Raw genomic sequence first — 24464 nt, 5'->3', positions numbered from 1 at the left:
ATTATTCAATTATTTCAACTTTTATATCATCTATAAAAATTCTGTTTTTACCTTTACCAACACCCGCAAGGGTAAAATCGCCACCAAGCAATCTTAATTGCGTTTCACTTGTAGCCCCCGTAATAGTAAAAGTGTAAGTAGCCGAAGGCGCCTGCCAAATCGCAATACATTCTGGGTCTGTACTATAATCTGGCCAATTACCAATAGTAAAAGCCTCGGCACTAGGTGTACCAGGACCAACAACACCTACTTTTAAAAGGTTATCATCTTGCGTACCTTTTTTAGTTTGATACGGCACCGCTTTAAAGGTTACTTTTACATTAGTTTCTTCATCAAGAATTGAAAATTTAGGTGAAATTAAATCGCCTCCATAGCCTGTTTTACCTAATTTTACAAAGCCGGTTCTAGCATATACAACTTGTTGATTACTAGAGTTTGTATTTGGAGTACTGCTCCAGCCTCTATTTAATTCATCATCTGTCCAGGAGTCCATACGTTTTTCACCAGAAGTGGTGTAAAAAATAGTGCTTCCGTATGTTAACCAATCAAAATATTCTTCTAATACTATACTACCGTCAGATTGTGTTATGGCTATATTTTTTGTTAACGTTGGATAATTAGCCGATTTCACGGTTAATGTGGCTACACGCTCCGTTCCTTTATTTTTTTCTGCAGAAAGTTTTATAAATGTTTCGCCAATTTCTAACTCTGAAATCCACTGCCCGTTAGTAATTTGATAGCTCCAATCTACATTAGCGTTTAAATTAATTTGAAAATCGCCTCCTACAGATGGTACAGCTATACCAGCATCTGCATTTTGTACATTAATAAAAGGCACATTGGCCTCTTGATTAATACGAAATAACGCAGGTTGCTCTGTACCATTAACAAGAAAAGCAAAATTAATAACTCTAGCTTCAAACGTATCGTTTTCTTCAACTATAAATTTGAAAATACCATCATCATTACCTTTATTAGGAAAAGCCTTAACCCAATTACCTTCACTTTGCGCAATAACTTCCCATGGTTGATTAGAACGCACCACATAACTTTGTGTTAGCCCATTAACATCAACTGAAAGCCCTATTGGGTTCTCTTCTATTGAAAAATATGGTGCTTCGGCTACACCTTCATCATCACTACAACCAACCAATACTGCCAGTAGTAATATGAATATCCATAACTTTGATAAATTACTTATATCTATTTTATCTCTTGTTTTCATCTGTTTACGTTTTATATTTTAGTTGTCGCTTTCAATGGCTTGTTTACTCCACCAAACTGGTGTTTTCATATTATTTTCACCATTCATACGGTTTAAAGCTTCTTGTGCATTAGCATTGTTTGTAGCCATAGTGGTATTAGGGTAAGCAAAACGTGTTGGCAGAATATAATCGTTAAATACGGCACCACGCCCTATAGTTAATTCTGGATATCCTGTGCGTCGGTATTCATGGTAAGCCTCCATACCAATCCAGAATAATGCTAAATATTTTTGATTGGCAATAAGTGCTTGTTTATTAATAGCAGTATCCCAAGAAGCTAATTTTGAAGTTAAAAATGTATTTATTTGTGCTTCGGAAATTTCAACTGGCACTTCGCTAAATGCACCTAATTTGGACCATTTCTCAATAGAAGCAGTAACAGCGCTTTCATAATATTGCTTAGCTACTGCGTCGCCACCAGGAATATAGCCTTTTAATGTAGCTTCGGCTAAAATAAATTGTACTTCGGCAAAATCCATGTAGCTTGCTGGCATTTCGGCTCTACAAAAAACGGCTGTATTTAACCATGATGTTCCTGCATCAACTTCACTTTGTTCTGCTTCTGTACACCCCGCTACGGTGCCTTTCCATACGTTTTCTCCGTTAACCAAATAATTGGGGTTTTTCTTGCCATAAATAGCTAAACGCGGATCTTCATAAACTTGATTGCCAAAATCATCGGTTAAAACGGTCATGTTAATAAGTTGTTCGGTTAATTTTCTGCCAGAGCTTGTAAATCCATTTTCATTAGTGTTTGCAAATCTACTTCTGTAAGGATCTGCTCCAGAAAATTGAACCGTAGCATTATCGTCATTAGATTCGAATATTGGATATTTGCTTGGATTATTAACAATCTGGGTTATTTTATCTGCTGTGTTCATTTCTGCTCTACCACTTACACGGCATAACAAACGCAGGTATAACGCATTGTTGAATTTTTTCCATTGCTCCATACTACCGCCATACATACCATCTAAAGTTGGTTTTATAAACACAGGATTATCAGCATATAAAGTATTTGCAGCTTCCAAATCGTTAAACATTTGCATATAAACCTCTTTTTGAGCATCAAATTTTGGCTCGGTGGTGCCACCTTCTCGAACTTGAAACGCTTCAGAATAGGGTATATCACCATATATATCGGTTAAATTAGACATGTATAACACTTTTAATGTTAAAGCTATGGCTTGTAAAGATTTGTCGTTTTCAGCAACGCTTAAATCATACATATGCAATGCATTGTTGGTATAACGTGCATAGGTGTTCCAAACATTTTGCCAATTTTGATCGCCAATAAAATAACGATGTTCTTGCCTTGTTGTTCCGCCGGTAAAGGCTGTAAACTGAATTAATTCGTTATTCCAAAACCACGAGTAGTATTGCCAAGCATTAATACCGTTGTAAAGTAAAGGTTCAAACATGCCGCTAGCTTTAATATCGCCAACATTTGTTCGGTTTGGGTTGGTGTTTGTTTCTTCAAAATCTGCTGTACAAGCAAGTACAAAACCAATTAAACTTATGGTTACTATTTTTTTTAAATAATTCATAACTGTTTTTTTAGAATGAAAGTTTAACGTTTAATCCGTAAGTTCTTGTCATTGGAAAAGTCATAGACTCTATGCCTTTATAAATATTAGAACCGTTTAGCATACCTGTATCTGGATCGTACTGTGGAAAATCTGTAATCATAAAGACATTTGTGGCATAGGCTCCAAAACTTATACCTTTAAACATGCCTATTTTACTTAATAATTTTGTTGGCAGTTGATAATCTAAACGTAACTCTCTTAATTTTAAATAAGAAGTATCAAAGGTGTTCATTTCTGTATTATTACGATTCCAAACGTAGGTATTGTAATAAGTTTGAATACTATTTGTTACCGTATTGTTTTTGGTGTACGTTATAGAGCCATCAGTATTTTCAATAGCATTAACACCAGAGTGCACAATACCATCATAACGCCCTTCAATAGAATTATTAAGTTTTCCTTGATAAGACAAAGCAAAGTTTGTTACCGAAAAAGCATTACCTCCCAATTGACCTGCAAATGTAGCTGAAAGCATAAGGTTTTTATATTTAAAACGTTGTACCATACCTGCACGCCAATCTGGATTTACACTACCAATTCTAGTTTCAGGAGCATTATCTAGCACCGGATATCCCTCAGAATTTACTATGTGCATACCCGATGCATCCTGAGTTTCGCCATTTTCATCAACATAAGTAGCACCCTCAGGAGCTCTTTGAAAACCGCGCCCATACAATACATGCATTTCTTCACCAACATAAGAGTACACATACGTTCTACTCCCAATGGTTGTTCCCATATCGGTTTGTAATGGTACTGTGGCATCCCACCCATCTTGTAAGCGCTCTAATCTATTGATATTTTTAGACCAGGTAACATCAAAATCCCATTTAAAATTGTTTGTTCTAATAGGCACAAAATTTGCTGAAACCTCTATACCTTTATTAGAAATTTCTCCAGCGTTAATAGTCATTCCTGTAGCACCTGTTATTTGATCTACATCGACTGAAACAATTTGATTTGTAGTTGATGCATGATACGCCGTAACATCAAAAGACACCCTGTTTTTAAATAGTTTAGCTTCTATACCGGCCTCCCAACTTTCAACGTTTTCTGGTTGAATCAAGGGGTTAGGAATATTTCCTGGTAAAGTATAACCTCCAGGGAATGACGTCGTACTATACACCTGGTCTAATGAATAGGCCGAGGTATCATTACCTACATTTGCCCAAGATAGACGTGCTTTTAGCATATCTACCCATGGTGCATGCTTTTTTAAATTGAAGGTTTTATTCAACAATGCGCTAGCCGAAACCGACGGGTAAAAATACGACCAGTTTCCTCTAGCTAACGTACTCGACCAATCGTTACGCCCTGTAACATCAAAAAAATAGGCGTCGTCCCAACTTAATGATACAAGACCATATAAACTGTTTACTATTTTTTCACTCCTATAGTTATAAGGATCTGGGTTAACACCGGTTGGTACATTTGTAGTATGATAAATACCTTCTTCACCTAACTCACTTAATGTAATTTTGTTGTTATAATACTCATTAACACGGTTATTACCGCCAACCATAGCCGAAAATGCTAGGCGTCCATTATTAAATGTATTATTATAGCGCAGCATAAAATCGTTATTATTCTCTAAAAACCTAACGGTTTGTTCTCTATAAAATCCGTTTTGATATCCAGCCGTGTAATGCGGTTTACGTTGCGTTCTATATTCATCGGACCAATCTAAACCAGAGCGTAAATCTAAAGTTAGTCCGTCTAAAATATCAAAGGTTAGCCCGATGCTTCCAAAAACACGATTTTTATCTTGTGTATTTAAAGCTTCATAAAGGGTACGATACGGGTTAAACGAATTTGCCGAAGGGAATACAAGTCCCATTCCATTTTCGCCACCAGCATTCCAATTGGCATAATTGTAGCGTCCGTTAAAATATTCATCTTTCCAATCTTGAATACTATTAACATTAAATCCCCAAACTAAAGCGTACATTGGGTTAGTTTCATCATAACCGCTTACGGGCATGTTATCACTTTTCTTTTTATTATAATTTACCTTTGCCGTTAATTTAATACGTTCTGCAACAGGTGTGTTTATGGCCAATGAAATCGTATTACGTTTAAAACCGGTGTTAGGTAAAATCCATTCGTTATTAAAATCTGTTACCGAAAAACGTGTTGATGTACCATTGCCATTATTTCCATTAATACTAACGGTGTTAATTTTTGTAACTCCTGTTTGAAATAACCCGGTATACCAATCGTCTTTATAAACCCAAGGCAACTTAGTATATGTATTATTACCCCAATTTTTAGAAGCATACAAATAACGTAGTTCATTTTCATTAAATGCTTCACCAAAGGTATAACGTGAGTAATGCCTAGGTTGCTCTATACCGTCTGGCGTTATTTCTGGTGTAAGTTCCCAAAGCGAATATTCTCGAGCCCCCATATCAGAGCCATTGCCAAATTGGGTTTGAAAATCAGGAAAATATCCGGCTTGCTCAAAAGTTACCGAAGAGTTTACTGTAATGCCTAAGCCTTTGTTTTTTCTACCCGATTTAGTCGTTATCATTATAGCGCCGTTGGCAGCTCGAGAACCGTATAAGGCTGCTGCTGCTGGTCCTTTTAAAATCGATACGGATTCAATATCTTCTGGGTTAATATCACTCATACCGTCACCGTAATCTACTGGAGCATCGGCTTGAGCATAATTACTTACGCTTCTGGTTGCTGTGGTACCAGAATTTACAGGCACACCATCTATAACAAAAAGCGCTTCGTTATTACCGTAATTTAAAGATTGATCCCCTCTCAAAGACACACGAATAGAACTACTTGGCCCTGAATTGGCCGATGTAAATGTTAACCCTGCTACTTTACCATTTAAACTGTTTAACCAGTTACCAGAAACCGTTTTATTAATTTCATCACTTTCTATTTTGTCTACAGAATATCCAAGAGATTTTTCTTCGCGTGAAATATTAAGTGCTGTTACTACAACTTCATCAATAGCAACCAAATCTTCTTCCATTACTATGTTAAAAAGACCTCCTTTTTTAGTTGCTTTTTCTACAGTAATCATTCCCATAAACGAAAAAACTAAGGTGCTGTTTACGGGTACTTGCAATGCATAGTTACCATCAAAATCGGTTAAAACACCTTTTTTTTCTCCTTTTAAAATAACATTTACCCCGGTTAATGGCATACCTTGTTCATCACTAATTTTACCATAAACGTTAACTTTGGTAACACCACTTAAGGTTATATTTTTACCGTTTACTAAATAGTTTATTTGAGCATCTTTACATACTTTATCTAAAATAGTTTTTAACTTTTGATTGGTAAAATTATAGGTAAACCCCTTTTCGTTATTCAAAATAGCATCAGAATAACTAAATTGATAAGGTGTATTTTGTTCTAATTGTTTAAATATTTGATTGAGGGTAACATTTTTTACTTTTAATGTTGTTGTTGTTTCTAAATTGTTTTGAGCTATAATTCGCTGTGTGGATACCCCAAAAAGCGTAATTGTTAAAATAAATAGCGACAAAAACTGTGTGGGAAATAATTTTCTTTTTTGATATAAATTTAATTTCATAATTTAGTCATTACTTTTATTAGTAAATAAGATTTTAAAGATCTATTGAGCTGGAGTTGGTGACGCAACTCCAGTTTTTTTTGTGTTTTTGTGTTTTTGTGTTTACTCTTATAGTTTATTTAATTATTACTTTGTTATTTTCTATTTTATATTTTAAGCCAACCATAAATTCTAAGCTTTTAAATACCTTATCTATAGGTTCATTGTTATACACTGCTCGTATTTTTTTATTTAAAATAGCTTCAGATTCGCATTGAACTTTAACATGGTACCAAGCTTCAATTTTACTAAAAGCTTCTTTTAAAGTTATAGCATCAAAACGCAATATATTATTATGCCAATCGGTTACATAAGCCGCATTAACAGCAGATTTCTCTAATGCATTTAATTCTTTATTAAAGACGACTTGCGTATTTTTTATAAGTATAAATTCTTTTTTAGTATTGGTGTTTTCAACCTTAACTTTACCGGTTTTTACAACCACACTAAAATTAGTTTGAGCTGTACTATTTACATTAAATGATGTCCCTAAAACTGTAGTTTTAAAATTACCTGAGTTAACAACAAAAGGTTTGTATACATCGCGTTTTACTTTAAAAAAAGCTTCGCCTTTTAAAAAAACACTTCTTTGTTTATTATTAAATTTTTCTGGATAGCGTATTTCGGAACCTGTATTTAAAAATACTATTGAGCTATCTGGTAATATAATTTGAGTGCGTTGCCCTTCTAAACTGGTTACTAATACATAATTTACAGATGGATTAGAAAAGTTGGCATTATTAAGCAGCGTACCTATACCCAAAAACAGCAACAAAGATGCAGCAATAGCAAAGGCTTTTTTATTTATTGAAAATTTACGTTTTTCTTCTTGATTTATTTTACGGCGTAATGTTTTAAGGCCATGCTTAAGATTAAACTCATTGAAAATTTTAGATGAAGTTTCATGAGATAAAATCTCTACTAATTCATTATATTTATTTTTGTATTCAGAATGTTGCAAATAACGTTCTAGCAATTCTTTATCTTCAACCGAAGTTTCATTTGCTAAATTTTTAAACGCAATTTCATAAAAAATATCGTCGTTCATATTTTAGATCTTTTACTATTAAGACCAAAACTGAACACTCAATCTACCACTGCAAGTTGTTAACAAAAAGTTATCTAAACATCAATAAAACTAAAACAGAAGTATATTATAATGGTAATGAATTGCGATTCGTATTGTGAAACATGCTTAATAGCTTCAAGCATTTGTTTTTGCACTGTACTTACAGAAATACCCAATTTATCGGCAATTTCTTTATACTTTAATCCGTCGATTCTATTTAGTTTGAATATAATTTTTCGCTGTTGTGGCAACTGCTCTATAATTTGATCTATTTGGTGTTTCACCTCATTATAGCGTAAGGTATCGTCGGTACTTAAGTGAGAAAAATTTGTATTTAATTCAGTTAATTGCTGTTTTAAAGTATCAGCTTTTACTTTATTTACAACATTAATAGACAGGTTTTTAGTAGCTACGAACAAATATGATTTTAAAGATGTTTTTATTTGGAGAGAATTTCTATTTTGCCAAATTTTAAAAAATACATCGGCAACCACTTCTTCGGCTAAATCTGCACTTCCAACATATTTTTTTGAGAACAAACACAAGTTAAAATAGTACTTTTGAAACAACTGCTCTAAAGCTTGTTGGTTATTTTTTTTAACACAATTAAATAGTATTTCGTCTTGATTCACTGGATAAAAAATAGTTGTAGTTATAAAAAGTAAAACTATTCTATCTACACAGGTGTTTTGTTACTAAACAATTAAATTAATATTATATTTTTAAATAATAGCTAAAACCATGCGTTAGTTAATATATTGTGGTTTTCCAATTCTAACAAGGTAAGCGCTAATTTGTCTGTACTCGTGACGTAATAAAAATGAAATAGATAAAAATATATTGAAACTAGATTATAGAGCTTTTCCTAAAAAAGAAAAAAGTTGTTTTATTAAGCCCCATTTAAAGAATGGTAAACCAAGCTAGGCTTAGGTTTAAAAGTTATGCACTAGCCTATTTTGATACACTTAGTTTTATAGTAAAAACACCAACAAATTTACCGTTTAGGCATAAAAAAAGGCCGTCTTTCCAGACAGCCTTTTTAATTAAATACTAAAGCGTTAACTTAAACAACTAAGCAACATTATTATTCTGTAAGTTCTACTATAAATTCCTCGAATATAACATCTCTATTTCTAATTACTAAGGTATCCTTAACCGCGTGAGTTTCATTATTTGTCGCATCATTGTATTGGTAATCTAAATAGATAACATTACGCTTTTCTCCCCCCCATTCATCGCCATCTACAACAAACTCTCCGGTACCAGAAACATTATACGGGTTACCATCTGTACCGGTAATAGTACAGGTATCATTTTCATTAAACATTAGTTTAATATTTACATCACCAGGGCTAACTAGGTCTCCTCTACGAACACGATTAGTGTAATCTACATCAAATCGACCACTAGTAATTAAATCTATTAACTCGTCATCTTCAACAAACTCCGATCTATAAGTTACGGTTTCTACCTCGCCTAAATCATTTGTTCTAACATCTTCACCACGACGCAAATATTTACCTTGGTACTTATTCATAAATTTAATACCAAATAGGGTATAATCTTTAGGCGTCGGATTCCAGTTATCATCTAATATTTTAATTGGATTTGTTACCGCAGGCACGCCTGTTAATAATGAGTCTAGATTTTCATAATCTGTTATTTTTAACGGGATAACATAATGTGTTTCATTTTTTGCTCCAAAAGAAAGCGGGTCGTCAAAAAAAGCATCTTCCAATTGCACGGGAATACGCCCGTTAATAGAGCCAGCAGGAATGGTAACAGGACTTTCTTGCTCAATGGTATAGTAAGCAGGCGGTAAAACTTCTACATTTACAGCAGTTACCCCTAATGTATTGGCATCGATTAATTCTGGAGCCAATTCAAAATACACTTTACGATCTTCTTTATTTTCAAAAACCCCAGACATCACTACACCAATTTCAAATCGGCCATTGTTATCATTATCATTAAACCCTAAATCGTATTCTCCCAAAACTAAAGTTCTGGCAGGTCTTTGATAGGGGAAATATACCGAAGTTGACTTATAATCCTCAACTATATTATCTTGATTTTCACAAGCCATAATACTTAAAAGCATTGTGAAAACTATCACTATTTTTATTTTCATCTTAAATATTTTTTAATTAATTAAACCTATGCTCTTACCAACCTTCATTCTGCTCAATTTCAGGAAATCTCAATACTTCAGCATTAGGTATTGGCATATACTTACCAAATGACGGATAATTTCTATTTTCTACTGAAGGTAACTCTACATAATTTGTACCATCGAAGAAATAACCTCTAATGGTTTCGTTTAAAGGTGCGTCCCATCGTCTTAAATCCCAAAATCTATGGCCCTCAAAACTCAGTTCTAAACGTCGTTCGTTTCTAATTAATTCACGCATGGCCTCTTTGGTGTTAATAGATGCTAAGTAAGTATCTGGTTGTGCTAATCCTGCTCTCTTTCTAATAGCACCTATCACCTCTCTAGGAGTCAATCCGTTTATTTGTTGGTCTGGCCCACCCACTTCATTAGCGGCTTCTGCAAATATTAAAAACAATTCGGTGTATCTAAAATATACATCGTAATGTCTTTGGCCAACGGTTGAACCATCATCATTTAATCTTACGTCTGGGCGTAATAATTTTTTAAGATAATAACCTGTTTTAGTAGAAAACTCGGGAATAGAATCTAATCTATTAATTTTCCCTCCCACACCAGTATTAATAGTTGAACCACTAAAAGTGCTTCCGTTAACCACTACAAACTTCGTTAGTCTTGGGTCTCTGTTGGCATAAGGGTTTTGTGGATCGTAACCATTATCTGCAGTTGCAGGAAATCCATTTTGCATAGGAAAGGCATCTACAAAATTTTGCGAAGGATTAATTTCTCCTTTACCATTTACAGAGGGCGGAAACATACGCGCCTCTATCCCAGAACTATTTCCTCCAATAGTACCTCTCCACAGCATTTCAGCATCTTCATCTTCATCATAAGCTTTGTAAAACTCAAGACCATTACTTGCAAGTCCAGAAACACCACCAATATCACTTAATAATTCACCAGCATCGGTGGCCGCCAAATTGTAATAAGTTTGATCATTTAAAAAAGCAGGACTAGCAGCAAAAAGTTCTAAACGCGCTTTTAAGGCTTTTACAATTTTACCAGAAATGCGTAAATTATATCTAGATCCATTAACAACATCGTATTTACTATACTCATAACCTTGATAAATAGGGTCAACATCGCCTGAGCCTAAACCGTAATCTGTGGGTAATAATGCAAGTGCCGCATCAAAATCGGCCAAAATAGCCTCTACAGTCGCTTGAAAAGACAAACGTGGGGTATTAAAATCTCCATCAGATTCTATAAACTCCTTAATGTAAGGTACCCCTAATAATTCACCTGAAGTTCCAACACCAGCGTGGGCTTGCAAAGCATAAAAATGATGTAACCCTCTTAAGGCTAATGCCTCGCCTTCCATACGTAAACCAAACATTTCATTTATTTCTTCATCTGGCGACCAAACAATTTCTCCAGTCTCAATAATATCCAAAAACTTGTTTATCCATAACACACTTTCATAGTTGTTCCAACGTGATGCTGGATTATACAAGGCATTTAACTCACCAAGTGCCATACGTTTAAAACCATTATCCAATTGATTATTTACTGCATCATCTGTTGCCGCATCAATAAAAGTAAACTGATCTATTAAACGCGAATAACCATTCAATAATATACCTTCTGCAGATGCAGGATCCTTACTAACAAAGTCAAAATCCAATCTGTTTTCATCAATAGGCTCTAAATTATCACAGCTAATTATGCCCGCAAAAAGCGACATAATGACTATATATTTTATTAAATTTTTCATTTTATCTATCTATATTTTTATTTTAATTAAAATGACATTCTTATACCTAAAGTATAACTTCTAGCCCTAGGATTACCACCAACATTTAACTGTCGAATATCTTTATTTTTACCAAACTCTAAAAGCCTAGTTCCTTGGAAGTTTAAACTAAAATCCTCTAAACCAAGTTTTTCACAAAAATAATCTGTAAATTCATAAGTTAATTGTGCACGACTTATCTCGAAGTAACTGCTATCATACAACCAAAATGAGGATGTTCTAAAGTTATTTTGGTTTTCTCCAGAAGCCAATCTGGGAAAGGTAGCCGTATTAGCCGTTTCTGGTGTCCAACGATTTAATACCTCTACAGAATATTTATCGGTTCCGTTTGGACTATAGTAGTTACTAAAGCCTGTTAACTTATTACCTTCTGCACCTGTTTGCCCATAACCTAATACAAATAAATTAAATCTTTTGTATTTTAAGTTAAGGTTAACACCATATGTCCATGGGTTAGAACTCTGTCCAATAGCCACCTGATCATCATTATCAATAATATTATCATTGTTTTGATCTCTATATTTTAAATCACCTGGTTGTACACTACCAAAACTAGGAACAGGCAAACCACTGTTTAAAACATAATTACCATCTGTATCTCTAGTAAAATCAGATTCGGCATAGAACCCTTGATCTACCAATCCAAAAATGGAAGATAATTCTTTTCCTACTCTATTTTGGTAATCAAATTCGTTAGTTTCAGAACGTTTAGAAGCTTCTGTTTGGCTATATAATACATTTGCACCAATAGCCACTGAAAAATCATTAAACGTTTTATTAAAATTCATTCCTAATTCAAAACCACTATATAAATTAGCATTGAAATTATTATAGGGTCTAAAAGTGTTGTAATATGACGGATATTGATCGGCCAATATGGTTAATTGTTTATCCAATTCTGTTCTAAAGTAATTGGCCTCCAACCAAAGTGAATTCATTAAATAACTTTCAAAACCAAGGTTAAAATCTATACGTTTTTCAAATCCTAGATCTGCGTTATTCCCTTGTGAAATGTTTTGTTTTCTGTTACTATAAACACCGTCTCCCCAAGTGAAGTTTGCACCATCTGAATAGTTTTCATCATACAAGTAATATCCTCCTATACCTTTATCAGATTTAATAATTCCTCCTGTAGCTCTTAGTTTTAAATAATTTACAACATTATTATCTTTTAAAAATGGTTCTTCACTTAAAATATAACCTAATCCAACTGTTGGAGAAAAACCACCTCTGTTACCGTCAGGTAATTTCAATGAATGCGCATAAGCTCCAGAAAAATCTACAAATAATTTTTTCTTAAAATCGTATGTCACTTGAAACCCTAAATGAGAATCTTTATCTGTTTGAATAGCACCCGCACTTTGTTCCGAATTATAATACCCCAATAAAGTTGTATTAACAGAATGGTTTTTAGCAAAGGTTTTATCATAATTTACTAATGCATACATACCTGTTCTTGATATAAATCCATTTGAGCTTACATTTTCAGATAAATCCCTTCTGTCTTGACCAAAATCTTGTAGTGCTGTAATTTTACCATCGGTCCACGTTGGTGCATAGGCTCTATATTGATTTGTAATAGATGTAGTATAAGCATCATAAAAATCGAAACTTAAATAGGTTTTTGCCGAAAGTCCTTCTGTTATTCTAGACAAATCAAAATTAATAGCGTTATTAAATTGTGTTACACGATATACCCTATTCTGATATCCCCCAGCAATAGATGTTCCTACTGGTGTACTACCACCTTGTTGTTGAACTGTACCAATTAAATTACCATCGAAGATAGTTGCTCCAGCCAGTAAGGTTTCTAGATTTGGATTATTTTCAACATCCAACGCACTCACAGGAATTAAGGGAGAGTAATCATACGGTAAAAAGCTAGTTACAGAACTTAATAAGTTGGCTCTAGCACTTTTAGAATTGTTAATAATGGCCACCCCATCAATACTACTCGTAATCCAATCGTTAACCTTAAAATCAATATTACCTCTAACATTAAAACGATTAGATCCCGCATTAATTTCGTCATTAATATTAAGCCAACTTTCATCATAGAACCATCCGGCATTAACATAATACCGTGATTTATCATTACCACCAGAGAACTCTGAAATCACATTATGCGTGCTTATAAATGGTTGCACAAACTCTAGTAAATCTACATCTGGATATTCAATAGGATTTAAGCCACTTCTCGTATTTTGAATTTGCTCTTGAGAAAAGCCTACTATATTTGGATCTGCACCATCATTAATATAAGCCTCGTTACGAAGTTCCATAAAGGTAGCTGCGTCTAAGTAATTCGGCAATGCGATAGACGAACTAATACCAGAGCGCACATTTACCTTAACCTCTTTTTTATTTATTTTACCGCGCTTTGTGTTTATTACAATAACACCATTTCTTGCTTGGCTACCATATAAAGCTACAGCATTTGCATCTTTAAGTACGGTTATTTGTTCTACCTCTTCCATGTTTAAAACATTAGGATCACGTCCAAAAACACCATCAATCACAAATATTGCATCTCCAATACCTCTAATATTGGATGATCCTCTAGCACCTACTGTTAAACCAGTAATATAGTTTCTTACATATTGCGTGTTATCATAGGTTAAACGATCTTTAGTATTTACTGACGATACAGAGCCAACTACATCTCGTCTATCTCTGGTTGCAACCCCCATATTTATTTCATCATCTTCCGAAGCCAAGAATTCTGACTTTACGAGAGTAATATTATCGCTATCACTAGAGATGCTAAGAAGCTGTGATTCATATCCTTTCTTCTCAACAACAACGGCTTGATCATTTACCAAAGTAATATTAAAAAACCCACTGGCATCTGTTGATGCCCGAGATCCTCCAGCTGCATAAATATTAACCCCACTTAAAGGATTTCCTTGTTGGTCGACCACGGTTGCAGAGACCTGTGTACCTTCAGATTGGGCTGTTACCATACCACAAAAGGAGAATATGGTGAAGCATACCAAGGCGTACAACTTATATATTTTATTTATCTTCATTTTTTTATCTTTAATATTTTAGTATTAGTTAAAACAAATTTGTCCAGCTTTACCAACCTGGGTTTTGAGGGAAGCCTTCATAAAACTGTGTTTGATTTGCCTCAAATGGTAACCAATAATGTTTAGGATACTCACAAACTCTTTCAACAAGCTCGAACTCTTGAAAGAACGTCCAATCTTTGTCAAAATATAATCCTGTTTTCTTTCTGTATTTTTCCTCATGAGCAACACCCCAACGGCGAATATCCATCCATCGGTGTCCTTCGTAAGATAATTCTACCGCACGCTCACGTCTTAATTCATCCATAAATTTCTTACTATCTGCAACAATAGCTGCGTTAACATGAGGTACTCCCGCTCTATCTCTTAAGGTATTGATCGCTTGCTCTGCTGTTAACCCAAAAGCACTAGATGGCGTTGTTGCGCCCTTGGCTACATGAAGTGCTTCTGCATACATAAGGTAAACATCTGTCAACCTCATGTGAATACGCATTCCTGTAAATCTTCTAATAATATTATTTCCACTTTGTACATGATATTGCCCATCAATTTCTGGATAAAATTTCTTAAACATATACCCGGTTAGTGAAGCATTAGTAGCGCGGTGAGCGCCAGAATTACCTTGTCCATCATCATACAACTGAGCCGTTTTATTTGCATCAGGCACACTTCCTCTATTAGAAATAACATCTCTATCAGAAAAAAGCCAAGCATAAAATCTAGGATCGCGGTTATCGAATGGTCGATTAGGATTATACAATGGAGAACCACTTTTTAAATCATCTTCAATAGAAAGTCCATTAGCCATTCCAAAATTATAATAAATAAAATTATGAGTTGCATTGTCATTTCCTGAAGCAGACTGACCGATAGGTCTAGGAATACCCGCTGCCATAAAAGCTATTGTAGTACCAACATGCGAACCTCCAGAACCAGCAAAAATTAATTCATGAGCCTCTGGAACTAAACCAGGCCAAGTATTTCGTGGTGTTTCCCAAAACACCTTTTTATAATCTTCCATGTTCTTAGCCAATGAATATTCACCAGCTTGTTCCAGTTTAAGCACTTCAGCAAAAGCTTCTGCTGCCATAGCCGCTAATTCGGTATCATAAGTATATGTATCAATTCCAGGTTCGTTGTTAAATTTCATTAACGGACTCGCTGCAAAAAGCAAGTTTTTTCCTTGAAATGCATAAGCAGCTCCTTTTGTAACTCTACCCGCATTATTACCTAATGTTCTTTGTCCATAGTCTTCATAATCCCAATTTACAGGTAATAGCTCTATGGCTTTTTTATAATCTTCATTAATAGAAATAGCAACCTCTCTATAGGTTTCTGGACGCGGCGTGGTAATAACACCATCATACACTTCTGTTATATGTGGAAAACGTCCCCAAAACTTCATAATTTCATTATGAAAGAATGCTCTAAAAAAGTAAGCTTGCCCCAAAACAACATTTTTTTCATCTTGGGTTAAACCAGTCATTAAATCTTCGTTGGCAATTACTATATTCGCTTTACGAATACCTAACATACTTCCACGCCATATTCTAGGTCTACGTCTTGCCTGGCTGTTACTTGTACTTCCATCTTGACCTTGGTGTGTATCTTTACCAAGATATGCATATTTTTGGGTAATCCAGTTAGTTAGGTTTCCTTGATCTACAGCTTGACTGAATTGGGCATTTCTATAGGCATCATCTCCAAAAATATAATCCTGAAATGAATGTCCAGAAGTGCCATACTCTACTACTAAATTATACATTTCTTCCACAAACCCTTGAGAAGATTCGAAAGTGGCAAAAACATCTGTGATGTCAATTTCCGCTTCCGGAGCAATATCTAAATACTCTTCGCAGGATACCGATACAAGTAAACCTACAAGTAAAACTATTGTTATTTTTAATTTTTTCATAATTTTTTATTTTAGAAATCTAAATTAAAACCTAAGTTAAATTGTGCCATCGTAGGGTAATCTCCCCTAAGTACAGAATCAGCTGTTTGGCTACTATTAAACTCTCTATCATCAGGCAAATCGGTCCATAAAAATAGATTATTACCATTAGCAAACAGACTTAGTGCTTTTAGCCCCAATTTTTCACAGGTTTTCTTAGGAACCGTATATTTTAAAGCTACAGATCTTAATCTGGTTAAAGAGCCATCGAAGAAACTAGACCTTGGATCACTAGCACCTTGTGCAAAAGCAAATGTAGGCTGTGTGCGAACTCCATTTGGGTTTTCTTTAGTCCAATAATCTAACTCATGCTCAAAAAATGTATCTGTTTGATTAGTAAACGTTCTAGTTGAATAGTTTCTATTTGTATTTTGAGTACCATAAAACTGAACAGATAATTTCCACGCTTTATATTTCGCACCAACCGTAGCAGACCATGTTCTTTGTGGACGCGTAGGATAACCAAACGGCACATTATCAAAAGAACCATTATAATAACCATCTCCATCGTAATCTACTAAATTATAATATCCTGTTCTTATAAAGTCTTGACCATTTACTCTTGGGGTTGAATTATATAAGTCATCTAAACTACCCATAATATTTGCAGGGATAGCAGACCTTGGCTGACCAATTGGATAACCTGCTGCATTTTGGTAAAACTCGCGCAATTCTGGATCTTCTCTATCTATTACCAAATCTTTAGCTTGCGTAAAATTTAAATTACCAAAAATATTTAAACCACTTGCAAAAGTATGATTAGCCCCTAGTACTATTTCAAAACCTCTAACCTCAACTTCACCTCTATTAAAAGCAGGAGGACTAGCACCAAACCACTCAGGCACTGCTCTTTGAGAACTTGGTATTAAAATATCACTACGATCTTCTCCAAAATAATCAAATTCTGCCGTAATTTTGTTATTAAACAAACCAATTTCTGCCCCAACATTATATTTAACAGCCGTTTCCCATCGCAAATCTGGGTTACCAACATTATCCTCTGTATAAAAAACATAAGGCGATGTGGTGTTTGATCCATTAGGATTTATATAAGCACCTCCCCCGATATTCCAAGTTTTTTGATACTCAAATCTACTTCCTCCACTGTCATCACCAATTAAACCATAAGATCCTTTGAACTTCAATTTATTAACCCAATCAACCTCACTCATGAAGGCCTCATTAGACATGGTCCAACCCGCTGCCAACGCAGGGAAAAGATCAAAACGATAACCTGGGCCATATTTTTCCGATCCGTTGTAAGCCCCACTAATATCTAAAAAATATCTCTTATCGTAATCATAAGTAATCCTAGACACCCAGTCTTCACGATATACAAGAAAACCATTACCTTTTCCTTTTTGTTGACGTCTTACCAAGGCCAATGCCGTAACGGAATGCTTTTCAGCAAACGTTTTACTATAATTAAAAGAAAAATCATACAACATATTACGGATAATGGTATTAGATTCATTAGGTCCACCATCGAGAATATTATTAGCCTCAAGTGTCCATGGGAATGGTACAAAACCAAAATCATTAACGCCATTTGGCGATTCAATGCGCTCTACAAAATCTTGATCATAAATACGGTATACAACATTTTCTTGACCATCGGCTCCTGGGTCTAACAATCGTTGGCGACTTTGAGATTGGTTATCTAAAGAAAAACGACCTTTAAAAGATAAGCCCTCTGTAATAAAATCTAAATTTTGTTTTAAAATAAAATCGGTATTTATATTAAATGTATTAGTTGTTGTGTATCCTGTATTAGTTAAGGTAACAATTGGGTTTGTATTTGCAAAAATATCTCTATCATCCCTACCAAATGCACCATCAGGAAAAATAGGCGTATAAGCATTAGGAGCCAATTCGTATATCGCATTGGTTACCAAGTTTAAGTTCCCGGGCGTCTTTTGAATACCGTAAAATCCACCAAGATTTACAGAAAACTCTGTAGTTTTAGTAATATCGAAATCAATATTACTACGAAAATTAAACCTATCATAACTAAAGCCACTACTGTACCCTTTACCGTTATCATAACTTTCTCCATCAAAAATATCAGATACCTTTTGGTAAGCTAAACTTCCAAAATACCTAGCGTTATCTCCACCACCACGTACGGATAAATTAACGCGATAATCTTGTGCCATGTCTTTTAACAAAACATCTTTCCAGTCTACATTAGGGTATATTAAACTCTCGGCCTCATTAGCTGGATTACGAAATCTATCTGCTATAGCTAATGGACGAATATAATCCCAAGAATCTTCATTATAAGGAAGTTCACGCATTATTGATGAATTGCCCTCCAAAATGGCATCATAAACATCTAACTTTTCCGGAAGTTTGGATACATATTTAAGTGTTGTATTTGCTTGTAACGATAATTGAGCCTTACCTTTTTGCCCTCTCTTTGTTGTTATTAAAACCACACCATTAGCACCTTGCACCCCATAAACCGCAGTTGCAGAGGCATCTTTAAGTACAGAAAGGTTTTCAATGTCATTAAAATCAACATTATCAATATCTCTTGGTGCACCATCAACAAGTATTAAGGGCTGCCCAGAACCATTCCATGAGGCCTGACCACGAATAAAAATTTGCATATCGTTTCTACCGGGAACACCACTACCTTGAATAGCAACAACACCAGGTAAATTACCTTGCAAAGCTTCTTGCACATTGGAAACCCCCATATTTAAATCTTGTAGATCCTTACCCTTAATTTGTGTAATAGCACCTACTACACTCTCTTTTTTCTGAGTACCGTAACCAACAACCACCACTTCATCTAAACTAGCAATATCTTCTTCTAGATTTACATTAATAGTTGTTTTACCATTTACTGAAATTTCTCGAGTCTTAAAACCGATATAAGAAAACACTAAGGTTTTTTCTCCTGGGGCTAAGTCAAAGGAGTACATTCCGTCAAAATCGGTTGACGCGCCTCGATTTGTACCTTTCTGCAGTACAGTTACTCCAGGTAATGGCATTCCGCCAACATCTTTTACCACACCAGAAATTTTTTCCTGGGCTTGTAAATTAATTGTTGCAAAACTGGAAAAAACCAGCGCAAGCATTAATACAAATCCAGAAACAGAAAACTGTCTTTTTAATTTTTGTTTCATTTTGAGTTTTAGTTTTAACATTTTAAAGTTTTGATTTAGTTTGTATGACTTTAGTATTAGAAGACATGTAGAGTCATTATAAATTATGAAAACAATTTTACGATTAAAGTAAAGAATCTGTATCCTGCACTATCCTGTGGCCTTTTTATTTCGCTCAATTCTAACCATAATAAATAAAAAGCAAAAACCACAAAAATCATTTTTAAAACTGTTTTTTTGTTTTAAAAATATCCGTTACAATGAAACATATTAATATTAAAAAATAAAATAATCTATTAAAAACAATGGCATAATTGATTGCTCTAAAATATATTAGATAGACTACCATATAAAGAATCTTATTTTACCTCCATTAAAAGAGAACTTATAAAACCTAAATAGTACCTATTTAATAGCGCTTGTACATTTTTATTTAGATTAATAATAAATTAGACAACAGTAAGATATTATATACAAAATTTTATCATTAAGTATACTAAAACCCAACCTATAGTTTTACTTAAATTAAATATTTTAACGTTTTTTAGAGATAATACAATAGATTGTTGTAGCGTATATTTCAATCAAAATCTAACAAAATTAAAAAAGATCTACATGATAGATTCTTATTTAACCTTAGTAAATATAATAAAAAATCGCTTTTTATAACAAAAAACACAAAATTTAGTTCTCTTTTTTACTAAATCCATAATCTACCTCTATAAATTATATCACTAAAACCCTTTGCTTAAAAAATACAACAACTTAAAGTTCTATTAATTCCTTGTTATAAATAGACATAACCCTTATATTGTTTTAACAAAAAAAAAAGATTAAAAAATAAGATGCTAATGAAAAAGGTATATATTCTAATAGTAATCATTTTTTTCCCCATAACAACAAAAGCACAAGACCAACAACTAGACATTCTAAAAAATAATTGGATCAATTACCTTCTTATGCAAGAAGAAAATTTAGCTACACTCCCCTACTTTTACAATATCAATCCGGACGGCACTTGGAGCGATATCGATTACACCAATAAAGTACGGGGGAATTGGCCATTACGAGAGCATTTATATCGAACTGTTGACATGGCCATAGCCTATCAAAAAAAAGGAAACAAACACTATAAAAACCAAACACTTTACAATAATGTACATCTGGCCTACAATTGGTGGGTAAACCATGATATTATAAACCCTAACTGGTGGTATCCACAAATTGGAGTGCCACAAAATATTGGCCTTATTATGTTGTTAATGGAAAATAGTATTAACGAAAAACAGTGGCAAAAAGGAATAACAATTATGAATCGTGTTGTGTTTGGAAATCTTACTGGGCAAAACAAAGTTTGGGTCTCCTCAAATATAATTTTGCGCAGTATCTTAAAACACGATTTGGACTTAGTGGCACAAGCTACCAAAAATATCCGTAATGAAATGCAAATCGCGAACAACGAAGAAGGCTTACAACCCGATTATTCGTTTCATCAGCACGGCCGACAGTTACAATTTGGAAATTATGGCTTGCACTTCCTTGAAGATCAAGTGAAATGGATGTTTATTTTAAAAAATTCAGAATACGATTATACGCAAGAACAAATTGATTTAATGCGTAATTACTTTACTCAAGGTCAACGTTGGGTAATTTGGAAAGGGGTTTACGATATAAACAGCAGTGGGCGACAGTTATTTCTTAACGAGCAACTAAAGAAATATAAGCGGTTATGCAAAGCATCTTCTGAAATGAAAAAAATTGATCCAAACCATGCCGATTTATATCAATCAATATGTGATGAAAACAAATTGAATGGTGTTAAACATTTTCCTTTTTCTGAATTAATGATTCAACACACCCCGCAATATATGGTTTCGATACGAATGGTTTCTAGTAGAGTAAAAGGCTCCGAATCGGGAAATGGAGAAAACCTAAGCGGCTATTACCTTGCCGATGGCGCCATGTATATTATGAAAACAGGAAAAGAATATCTTAATATTTTTCCTTATTGGAATTGGCGTAAAATACCTGGAACAACCGCTGTACAAGATACCACAAAGTTACCCCAATTAGACTGGTATAGCTACCATATTCCTAGCCATTTTACAGGTGGCTTAACTCATAATAATAAAGCAATTACTAGCATGCAATACGATAGAGATGGCGTAACAGCCAACAAATCCTACTTTTTGTTTCCTGAATTTACGGTATGTTTAGGCGCTGGAATTAATGGGCAAAACAACCAGCATTTACAAACCACCATAGAACAATGTTTTAGTACTACGCCTATTTATACTAACGATGATGATATTTTACAGTTTGAAGATTCGGAAACTAAACAATCTAATGCTCATAGCTTTTGGCATCAAGGCACAGGCTATATCATAAATGAAGGGCATAACATTACAGTAAGTTTAGAAAACAAATTGGCCAATTGGAATCAAGTCGATAATTCTTCATCTGAAAAAGAAGAAAAAGCTACAAAAAGCGTATTCACTTTAGGTATCGACCATGGTAAAAACGTGAAAAACGACAAGTATGCCTATGCTGTATTTCCAAACATGGATAAAGCAAAGCTTAGAAAAACCTATAAAGACCAACCTTATCAAATACTTTCTAATACAGAAAATATACAAGCGGTTCATTTCAATAATGATACGGCTATGGTTTTTCACAAGTCTGATAGCATCAACATAAATGATAAAATTGAACTAACATCCAGTGTTCCTGCTATTTTAATGTGCAAAGAAAACCAGAAGCAATTAAGTATTACAGTATCCGATCCAACCCAAAAGTTAAAATCTGGGCAAATTACCATAACGCGCACCGGTAAATCTGGTGTGGAAACCTTTGTAAAAACCATAGATTTCCCTATTGGAATAAAAAAAGGAACACCTGTAACTATAGAAATATCTCTAAAATAAAAGATTCTAAAACCTATTAATAAAAAAACAGCCTTTTAAAATATTTGCTAACTATAATTGATTATCCATTTTAGTAATATTTAAAATAAAATAAGAATTGAATTATAGTAACTTAACCATAAGCCCATTACAAATTTAACCTAAGTAATTAATGAAAACCTTAAAAGAACAAACTGACGCAAAAATAGCAGCGGGACGACAAGCAAAACCTGAATTTATGAAAGGTGTTGATGATATTATTAACCAAGCTAAAGCATTCCAACAAGGAAAAGACGCTATAAAAATTGGAAAAAAAGCGCCTAATTTTAAACTTCCTAATGCTGAAGGGACATTATTGTCTTTAGATATGCTATTAAAAGAAGGTCCAATAGTTCTAACTTTTTATCGTGGAGATTGGTGTCCGTATTGCAACTTGCAATTAAGAGCTTTACAAGCCCGATTAAGCGATATTCATGCATTGGGCGCAACATTAGTGGCTATTAGCCCACAAGTGCCCGACGGATCGTTAACTGAAAATGAAATTAACAGCATGGGGTTTACTGTATTATCTGATCAAAATGCGAAAGTAGCTTCGGAATACGGTGTTGCTTGGAACGTACCCGAGTTTTTATTGGAGCATATGCGTGTGGATAGAAACCTCGATTTAGAAACAATTAATAACGGTAATGGGACTGTTTTACCTATTCCTGCAACGTTTATAATAGACCGTACCGGCATTGTAACCTGGAGTTTTGTAGATGTGGATTATAGAACACGTGCTGAACCAGAGGCTATTATTCAAGCCTTGAAAAAACAATCTTAAAAGTTTATTTCTTCTTGAAAAAGCATGATAGCATTAAAACCCTGACCACTGATTTAAAATACTAGCGCTGCGAACCGTGCGCAAGGGATAGTAGTGGAAAGCCCACAGTAGTGCCAATGCAAATTGGTGCTACGAGGACTTGCAGCGGATAGCCCGACCCAAAGGGTTGCGCCCAAAATATAATTACAGCAACTTAATATCCGCCTCGAATTTGATTGTGAATTTGTGTGTTATACAACTGGGTTAATGCGTGATGGGTTTCGGCTGATAGGCTTTCTAAACTTGACACTGCGGCATTGGAAATCACTTGATTTGGCGCACTTGCTCCCGGAATAATACTGCTTACTGCGGGATGGTCCAAGAGCCATCGTAGAGCCAATTGCACCATGGTTAACGAACTTGGTAATATGTTGGTTTTTATGGTTTCTACAAGGTCTATTCCTGTTTGGAATGGCAAACCTGCAAAGGTTTCTCCAACATTAAAAGCTTCGCCATTTTTATTATAATTTCGGTGATCGTTTTCTGAAAAAGTGGTGTCTTTTGTGAATTTTCCCGATAATAATCCGCTGGCTAATGGCAAACGCACAATGATACCAACGCCTTTGGCTTGGGCTTGTGGTAACAGTTCGGTGACTAACTTTTGTCTGAAAATATTGAATATCACTTGTAGTGAAAGTAAACCGGGTTGCTCTAAACAAATCAAGCCTTCTTCTACGGTTTCTACGCTAGCTCCAAAATGTTTGATGAGGCCTTCGGCTTTTAATTCGCGTAACCAATCGAAAATAGCGCCGTCTTTTAAATACTGGATTGGTATGCAATGGAGTTGCAATAAATCTAAAGATTCTACGTCTAAACGTTCTATGGAAGCTTCTACGCTTTCGCGGAGTATGGCTTTGGTATATTTATCAGGAAAGGCATTAGCTGCTCGTCCAAATTTAGTAGCCACTCTTATTGGTGTTTCGGTGGTTTTTAGGAACTCGCCTATGGTGGTTTCGCTTTTTCCGTTACCATAAACATCGGCGGTATCGAAAAAAGTAATACCGTTTTTTACGGCTTCGTTTAAGATATTAAAACTAGTAGTTTGTGACAGGGATTCTCCCCAATCTGCTCCTAATTGCCAGCAGCCTAAACCAACTTCACTCACTTTAAATCCGTGTATTCCTAATAGTCTTTTTTGCATAGTGTAAAGTTATACTTTAAA

General features: G+C 34.5%; 13 protein-coding genes. 2 read left to right on the top strand and 11 right to left on the bottom strand.

Annotation, left to right across the window (positions count from 1 at the left end):
* Window position 1 precedes the first annotated feature (1 nt).
* The 10 genes from FQU21_RS03825 to FQU21_RS03780 all read right to left on the bottom strand — a co-directional run bounded on the left by FQU21_RS03825 (window position 2) and on the right by FQU21_RS03780 (window position 19558).
* Window positions 2-1225, bottom strand: a complete 1224-nt coding sequence (locus FQU21_RS03825) for a BACON domain-containing protein (protein ID WP_147676709.1) — start codon at window positions 1223-1225, stop codon at window positions 2-4.
* Between the two features lie 18 nt (window positions 1226-1243).
* Window positions 1244-2812 (bottom strand): SusD/RagB family nutrient-binding outer membrane lipoprotein, encoded by a 1569-nt coding sequence (locus tag FQU21_RS03820; protein ID WP_147676708.1) that lies wholly within the window; start codon window positions 2810-2812, stop codon window positions 1244-1246.
* 10 nt (window positions 2813-2822) lie between these two features.
* Window positions 2823-6410 (bottom strand): SusC/RagA family TonB-linked outer membrane protein, encoded by a 3588-nt coding sequence (locus tag FQU21_RS03815; protein WP_147676707.1) that lies wholly within the window; start codon window positions 6408-6410, stop codon window positions 2823-2825.
* A 115-nt stretch (window positions 6411-6525) separates the two neighbouring features.
* The gene (locus tag FQU21_RS03810; RefSeq protein WP_147676706.1) at window positions 6526-7497 is read right to left on the bottom strand and encodes a FecR family protein; all 972 of its coding nucleotides are present in this window, start codon (window positions 7495-7497) and stop codon (window positions 6526-6528) included.
* A 74-nt stretch (window positions 7498-7571) separates the two neighbouring features.
* The gene (locus FQU21_RS03805; protein ID WP_187269316.1) at window positions 7572-8150 is read right to left on the bottom strand and encodes an RNA polymerase sigma-70 factor; all 579 of its coding nucleotides are present in this window, start codon (window positions 8148-8150) and stop codon (window positions 7572-7574) included.
* Window positions 8151-8602: 452 nt separating this feature from the next.
* Window positions 8603-9649, bottom strand: coding sequence for a DUF5627 domain-containing protein (locus FQU21_RS03800; RefSeq protein ID WP_147676704.1), 1047 nt, complete (start codon window positions 9647-9649; stop codon window positions 8603-8605).
* A gap of 34 nt (window positions 9650-9683) precedes the next feature.
* Window positions 9684-11402, bottom strand: a complete 1719-nt coding sequence (locus FQU21_RS03795) for a RagB/SusD family nutrient uptake outer membrane protein (RefSeq protein WP_147676703.1) — start codon at window positions 11400-11402, stop codon at window positions 9684-9686.
* Between the two features lie 26 nt (window positions 11403-11428).
* On the bottom strand, window positions 11429-14470 hold the full coding sequence (locus FQU21_RS03790; protein ID WP_147676702.1) for a SusC/RagA family TonB-linked outer membrane protein: 3042 nt from the start codon (window positions 14468-14470) through the stop codon (window positions 11429-11431).
* 49 nt (window positions 14471-14519) lie between these two features.
* A complete protein-coding gene (locus FQU21_RS03785) occupies window positions 14520-16385 on the bottom strand; it encodes a RagB/SusD family nutrient uptake outer membrane protein (protein ID WP_147676701.1) in 1866 nt (621 codons plus the stop codon).
* 11 nt (window positions 16386-16396) lie between these two features.
* Window positions 16397-19558: a SusC/RagA family TonB-linked outer membrane protein gene (locus tag FQU21_RS03780; protein ID WP_187269315.1), complete on the bottom strand. Its 3162-nt coding sequence runs from the start codon at window positions 19556-19558 to the stop codon at window positions 16397-16399.
* Window positions 19559-20388: 830 nt separating this feature from the next.
* Between FQU21_RS03780 and FQU21_RS03775 the strand changes: the two genes are divergently transcribed.
* Both FQU21_RS03775 and FQU21_RS03770 read left to right on the top strand, forming a co-directional pair.
* Entirely contained in the window at window positions 20389-22461 is a 2073-nt protein-coding gene (locus tag FQU21_RS03775; protein ID WP_187269314.1) for a polysaccharide lyase family 8 super-sandwich domain-containing protein, read from the top strand.
* Window positions 22462-22612: 151 nt separating this feature from the next.
* On the top strand, window positions 22613-23263 hold the full coding sequence (locus FQU21_RS03770; RefSeq protein ID WP_147676698.1) for a peroxiredoxin-like family protein: 651 nt from the start codon (window positions 22613-22615) through the stop codon (window positions 23261-23263).
* 193 nt (window positions 23264-23456) lie between these two features.
* Here FQU21_RS03770 and FQU21_RS03765 read toward each other — a convergent pair whose 3' ends face one another.
* Window positions 23457-24443: an aldo/keto reductase gene (locus tag FQU21_RS03765; protein WP_147676697.1), complete on the bottom strand. Its 987-nt coding sequence runs from the start codon at window positions 24441-24443 to the stop codon at window positions 23457-23459.
* Window positions 24444-24464 lie beyond the last annotated feature (21 nt).

It is taken from the genome of Algibacter pacificus, from assembly GCF_008033385.1.
GTDB lineage: Bacteria > Bacteroidota > Bacteroidia > Flavobacteriales > Flavobacteriaceae > Algibacter > Algibacter pacificus.
Note: the sequence above shows the minus strand (reverse complement) of the source record. Positions and strands in the feature narration are given on the sequence as shown.